Raw genomic sequence first — 6,000 nt, 5'->3', positions numbered from 1 at the left:
GGACAACGTGCTGCGTCTGGTCCCGCCTCTGACGATTTCTGAAGACGACTGCCGTGAAGCGGTCTCCCGCCTGAAAAAGGCGGTGCAGATTTTGACCAATACCCAAAATAACAAAACACTGGAGCCCACCCTGTGAGCGCTGCCCTTTCCTCTCTCTCCACCCCCACCAAGCAGACCGGGCCGCGCCACTTCCTCGACCTGAAAGATCTGGACGCCACAACGCTGCGCCAGATTCTGGATGTGGCTGCCGGTATGAAGCAGATGCAGAAGGGCCGCCGCTTCCCACTGCATCCGCGCGTGCCGCTGGCTGGCCGGGCGCTGGGGATTATCCTCTCCAAGCCCTCCACCCGCACCCGCGTCTCCTTTGAAGTCGGGATTCGCCAGCTGGGCGGGGATGCCGTCATCCTCTCTCCGTCCGACATGCAGATTGGCCGCGGTGAGACCATTACGGACACTGCCCGCGTCCTCTCCCGCTTTGTGGATGCACTGGTGCTGCGCACGGGCCGCACGGAAAACCTGCACGAACTGGCGCGTGCCGCTAGCGTGCCGGTGATCAACGGCCTGACGCCGTCTTCTCACCCGGTGCAGATTCTGGCTGATATCCTGACCTATGAAGAGCATCGCGGCCCGGTCAAAGGCCGCACCTTTGCGTGGACCGGTGACGGCAACAATGTGCTGGTTTCCCTGATTGAAGGGGCTGTGCGCTTCGGCTTCAGGCTGCGCGCCGCCACCCCGGCGGACATGACCCCGCCGCAGGACGTGCTGGACTGGGCAAAACAGGAAGGTGGCGATGTGGTGCTGACTACAGACCCGCGCGCCGCCGTTGAGGGCGCTGACTGCGTGGTAACGGATACATGGCTGAGCATGTCGGACTCGGAAGAAGAATCCGCCATGCGCCTTGCCAAGCTCTCCCCCTACCGAGTGGATGCGGCTCTGATGGCTCACGCTGCGCCGGATGCCCTGTTCATGCACTGTCTGCCTGCCCATATCGGGGAGGAGGTGACGAAAGACGTGTTTGAAGGCCCGCAATCCGTGGTGTTTGATGAAGCCGAGAACCGTCTGCACGCCCAGAAAGGCCTGCTGGCCTGGACCATGGGCGGAGAGAACTGGCTCTCTTTCGGGAAGGAATAAGCACATGAACGGCGCAGATAAACCCGTAACCCCATCCGGCACGGAAGAGACACCGGCCACACCGGGATGGGTGGAAGACAGTCTGGATACCATTCTGGCCAGCCTGCCGCTTACAGCGGAGAAACTCGCGCCGTTCCGTGCCTCCTATCTGGACTGTCTGGCAAGCTGTGGCCGCGCTGCGGATCTGGACAGCGCACATGACGCCTGCCGTCAGGGTTTCCTGCGCGCTCTGCAGGACAGTCTGGGCCTGAACGCCGAGGCCGCCCGCACACTGGAACAGCAGCTTGAACAGCTGGAACTGTCCATTTCTTCAGACATCTAAGCTCCTGCATCAGTCAGCGAGGACACCCCCTGTTATTGCAGCGGGTGCCTCCCCATATTCTCAGCACTGATCGCACTTAAGGTTTTTTATGGAAACTCCTGCTTTTCTTGACCGTGACCGTCCCGATGTGCCGGATCTGGTTGTGCCCGGTGGCGTCACGCCGTTTTACCTTCAAGGCCGCCCCGTGCGCGGTCGTCTGGTCCGCCTCGGCGTCCTGACCGATGTGCTGCTGACCCGGCATGACCACCCCAATGTGGTCAACCGTCTGGCTGGCAAAGCACTGGCACTGGTGGCTGGTCTGGCCTCTGCGCTGAAGTTTCAGGGCGCGTTCTCCCTCCAGATTAAAGGGGACGGCCCCGTCACCATGCTGGTGGCAGACTGCACCGATACCGGCGCGCTGCGCTTTTACGCCCGCACGGATGATGAGGCACTGGACGCTCTGCTTCAGGACACCCCGAACCCGACTGACCGCGACCTGCTGGGCAATGGCTATATGGCCCTCACGGTTGATCAGGGTCCGGACATGGAGCGGCATCAGGGCATTGTGGACCTTGCTGGCGATGACCTCGCCGCCATGGCAACGCATTACTTCAGCACCAGTGAGCAGCATGCCTGCTGGATCTATCTGTGCTGCACCATGACGGATGCGGGCTGGCGCGCTGGCGGCCTTGTGCTGGAACGGATTGCCGGTGAAGGCGGCACCCACGTTGTGGGTGATGAAGACGCCGACGCAAGCTGGGAAACCGCCACCATTCTGGCCTCCACCTTGTCCACAAAGGAAGTGCTGGACGACGCTCTGCCGTCTGCCACGCTGCTTCACCGCCTGTTCCATGAAGAAGATCTTCACGTCAGCCAGCCCCGTGCTCTGGCCTATGGCTGCCGGTGTTCCCGCGCGCGTCTGGCCAATGTGCTGGAAGGGTTCGACACGGATGATCTGGACCACATGTGCCAGGATGACGGGCAGATTGTGATGACGTGCGAGTTCTGCAACCATGACTTCCGCTTCCCGCGCAAGGACATCGCGCCGCGCACTGCCTGAAGGGACTTGTTTCCATGTCGCTGTTTTCTCGCCCGCTTCGCGCAACATGCTCTGTCGCTCTGCTCCTGCCAGCTTTTCTGGCAGGATGCGCGGGCGATAAGCAGCCGACAAAATTCGCCCCGCTCCGCTATGACTATCTGAGCGTGATGCACCTCAATGCGGCTACGCTGAACATTGAGGACAACACGCTGCAAAACCCGGTGGCAGGTGACATTGGCAACCGTGCCCCCACCCCGCCCGCACAGGCTCTCTGCCAGATGGCGCAGGACCGGCTGGTAGCCGCAGGGGCATCCGGCACAGCACAGTTTGTGATTGATCGTGCGTCCATCCTGCATAATTCAGGCGGCGTGCTGGCGGGGCAGATGGATGTGCATCTGGTGTTGCTGAACAGTGGCGGCACACAGGCCGCACGGGCTGAAGCGCACGTCTCCCAGACGTTGCGCCCTGATCTGTCCAAAGGCGATGCAGACAGCCCGGCTAATCTGTACGAACTCACCAATGACATGATGCAGCGTATGAACGTGGAGTTTGAGTATCAGATCCGCAATACGCTGAAGGACTGGATGGTGGATGCAGGCGGCACGCCGGTTGGCTCCGCCATTCAGAGCCAGTCCCTTGACGCACCGGGGGCTAAAAGCAGCACAGCGGCCACCAGCGCCGCAGCGGCTGCGGTTCCGGCTGCTGCCACGGGCGTGACCAGCGCCCCTGCTCTGACAACACCAGCCGTCACGACACCGGAAGTCACCACTCCCACGATCACCACACCAACGGTGACCGTGCCGAATATCACCACCCCGACTGTTTCCGTGCCGGATGCAACATCCGTCACCACACTGCCTGAAAATGCACCTGTGTCTGACACATCGGGCAACAGCGCTGTACCGACTTCCAGCGCAAACAGCACATCCTCGGGGAATAAGGCCTCCACAAAAACCTCTGAACCCGACCCGGTTTTTCCGGCAGGTGAGGATGATGATGCATCGTCTTCCTCCACCACCACAAAAGCCCGCTCCCCTGCACCCGGCGTTCTGCAACTTCCTAAAAAATAAGCCTGTTTATTGAGCCCGACCTGCCATTCCTTCCGGCAGGTCGGGCATCACACAGCAGTTTTCAGAAGTTACTTTGCACGGAGGCCATAAAGCTCCGGGGCTCTCCATAATAATTGTAGTAATAAACGTTCCCCAGACGCTGATAATACCGCGTATTGGAAAGGTTATTGACGGTGAACGTCATGTTCAGTTCCGGCCGCCACTGATACCCAACCTGCGCACTGGCCACCACATACGCCCCCTGCCGAACGGCGCGGTTTGTGCCAAACGTGCTGCTTTGTGCATCGACCCCGGCCCCAATACTCCAGACATTCCGCGTCACCTCCGGAGCGGCAAAGCGATAATGCGTCCAGAGTTTGAACAGATGGCGCGGTGAGTTAGGCGTATAGGCCAGCCCCGCCAGACCGGAATCATCCTTGAGTATCTTGTTATCATTGAAGGTGTAGCCAAGGCTGATGTCCCAGCCCGTTAGCAGACGGCCCAGCATTTCAAATTCAACGCCCTGACTGCGCACCTTCCCCGCCGCATGGTAGCAGGTGCTGGTGCCGGACAGCCCACAGGTGGAAGACCCGTCCTGATCTTCCATACTCTTGTTGCGCTCAAGAATATGGTAGCCCGCCAGCGTCACGCTCAGATTGCGATGGAAGAAAGACCCCTTAAAGCCTCCTTCAATCTGCTGACCCAGAACCGGCTTCAGCCGCCCGGTGTGGCTGTAAGCGGATTGCGGCTGGAACGTATCCGTAAAGCTCACATAGGCCGCAACATCCGGCACAATATGCCACACCAGCCCTAAATAGGGCGTGGGAACCGCACCGTTCTTCTGGCTGACAACATACGGCGTATTTTTGGACAGGTTTTTATATTTATACTGGTAAAAACTCAGCCGCCCACCAAGCAAAAGATCAAGTGAGGGCATGAGCTGAATACGGGCTGACCCGTAAACCCCATATTGCTGCGTGGGTTCCCGATAACGGGTCGTAATATCCGGCCGGATAGTGTCCGAAATAACAGGCGAGAAAATATCCAGATTACTCAGGCCCGGCGTGGTGCGCCATGACGCGGATGAGCCACCATCATACAGCAGATCCGAATCATAATTCGCCCCGATCAGCAAATCATGTTTGCGGTTCAGCAGATGCACGGGGCCGGTAAAATACATGTCCGCGCCATCATAAATTTCCCGCCCTTCATACCGCGCCACAACAAAGTTGCCGGTCTTCTGAGGCGTCACCACACTGTTCAGATAGGTGTAGTGCATGGAACTATCGGTTTCGCGGTGGCGGCCCGTCAGCTTGCCGCGCCAGCCTGCGCCAAACTCATGCTCCAGTTCTCCGTCAAATTCATACATCGGGTTGCTGGTCTTGCCCCAGTTAGCCCCCACAAAACTGTTGCGCGCCAGATGCAGGTCCGCGCCAGAGGCCGCCATAGGCAAGCCCATAAAGCGCGTGGTGTCATTCTTCTGGCCGGTGGCGGACACGGAAAGCGTGGTTTTGTCCGTGATATGCACATCAATATCCGCATAGGCTGTCCAGCGGGTATCATGCGCATCCTTGTAGAAATAGTTGCGGTCTCCCCCTGCCAGCACAAACCGGCCCGTCACCTTTTTATTGCCTGTCAGCGGGCCGGTCACATCGGCGTCCGCATGGAACGTATCCCATGACCCACCACTGAAATCCCCCTGCGCCCGATACGTATCCAGCGCATGCTTACGCACAAAGTTCACACTGCCGCCGGGCGGTGCGGACCCCTGAAACATCCCGTCCGGGCCACGCAAAACTTCAAGTCGATCATAAATAGCCAGATCAAACTGCTGACTAAACTGCATCCCGCCGCTGGAGGGCACACCATCATATTGCGGCTGCATAATATAGCCACGGGAGGTGAAACCTGCGGTGCCGTCCCCATACTGGTTGACGTTCACACCTGGCACCTGTTTGAGCGCCTGATCCACCGTTGTCAGATTCTGATCCTGCATCTGCTGGCGACTGACAACGGAAACGGATTGCGGAATTTCATCCAGCCGCAACAGCATTTTGGTCATGGAGACTGCCTTCACCTCGTAGCTGCCGGTGCCATCGGTCGTCGCATTCTTGTGCCGCTGCCCCTGCACCAGCAGTTTTTCAACACTGGCAGGCATCTCAGTTTCATCAGACGGCCGGGCCGCTTTTTCTGCCTGCGCGCTCTTTGTGGCCTGCGCCATTTTTGCTGCTGGTTGCGTGACTTTTGCGGATTTGGGGGCTTTTTCTGTTGTTTCTGCTGCTGTTGCACAAAAAGCAGGGGCAGAGCAAAAGCCCATCCCTGCTCCGCACAGCATCAGGCCAGAGCAGGAGAGCAGTCCTGCTTTTAAACGCGTCATCGTTATTCCTGCTCTCTGTTCGGCATGGTCTTTTGCCGTCGCCATGGGCTGTCCCGCCGCCTTGGTTGTTAAGAATTATTCTCATTATCACTTATTCGTGAAG

5 protein-coding genes and 1 pseudogene are annotated in these 6,000 nt (G+C 58.9%); 5 read left to right on the top strand and 1 reads right to left on the bottom strand.

Going from position 1 to position 6,000, the window contains the following annotated elements; translation table 11 throughout:
* From HK23_RS14895 to HK23_RS07205, 5 genes and pseudogenes are all read left to right on the top strand, one after another.
* Nucleotides 1-136, top strand: a pseudogene (locus HK23_RS14895) (acetylornithine transaminase); the annotation flags it as partial.
* Nucleotides 133-1,131: an ornithine carbamoyltransferase gene (gene argF, locus HK23_RS07220; RefSeq protein WP_086653452.1), complete on the top strand. Its 999-nt coding sequence runs from the start codon at nt 133-135 to the stop codon at nt 1,129-1,131. The pseudogene HK23_RS14895 and the gene argF, both read left to right, overlap by 4 nt.
* A 4-nt stretch (nt 1,132-1,135) precedes the next feature.
* Nucleotides 1,136-1,453: a hypothetical protein gene (locus HK23_RS07215; RefSeq protein WP_086653451.1), complete on the top strand. Its 318-nt coding sequence runs from the start codon at nt 1,136-1,138 to the stop codon at nt 1,451-1,453.
* Nucleotides 1,454-1,541: 88 nt separating this feature from the next.
* Nucleotides 1,542-2,492 (top strand): Hsp33 family molecular chaperone HslO, encoded by a 951-nt coding sequence (gene hslO, locus HK23_RS07210; protein ID WP_086653450.1) that lies wholly within the window; start codon nt 1,542-1,544, stop codon nt 2,490-2,492.
* Between the two features lie 14 nt (nt 2,493-2,506).
* Nucleotides 2,507-3,541: a hypothetical protein gene (locus HK23_RS07205; protein ID WP_086653449.1), complete on the top strand. Its 1,035-nt coding sequence runs from the start codon at nt 2,507-2,509 to the stop codon at nt 3,539-3,541.
* Between the two features lie 61 nt (nt 3,542-3,602).
* On the opposite strand, the gene HK23_RS07200 is transcribed toward HK23_RS07205, so the two are convergent.
* Complete coding sequence (locus HK23_RS07200) at nt 3,603-5,897, bottom strand: TonB-dependent siderophore receptor (protein WP_256940107.1); 2,295 nt, start codon at nt 5,895-5,897, stop codon at nt 3,603-3,605.
* Nucleotides 5,898-6,000 lie beyond the last annotated feature (103 nt).

It is taken from the genome of Acetobacter malorum (assembly GCF_002153605.1).
Lineage (GTDB): Bacteria > Pseudomonadota > Alphaproteobacteria > Acetobacterales > Acetobacteraceae > Acetobacter > Acetobacter malorum_A.
Note: the sequence above shows the minus strand (reverse complement) of the source record. Positions and strands in the feature narration are given on the sequence as shown.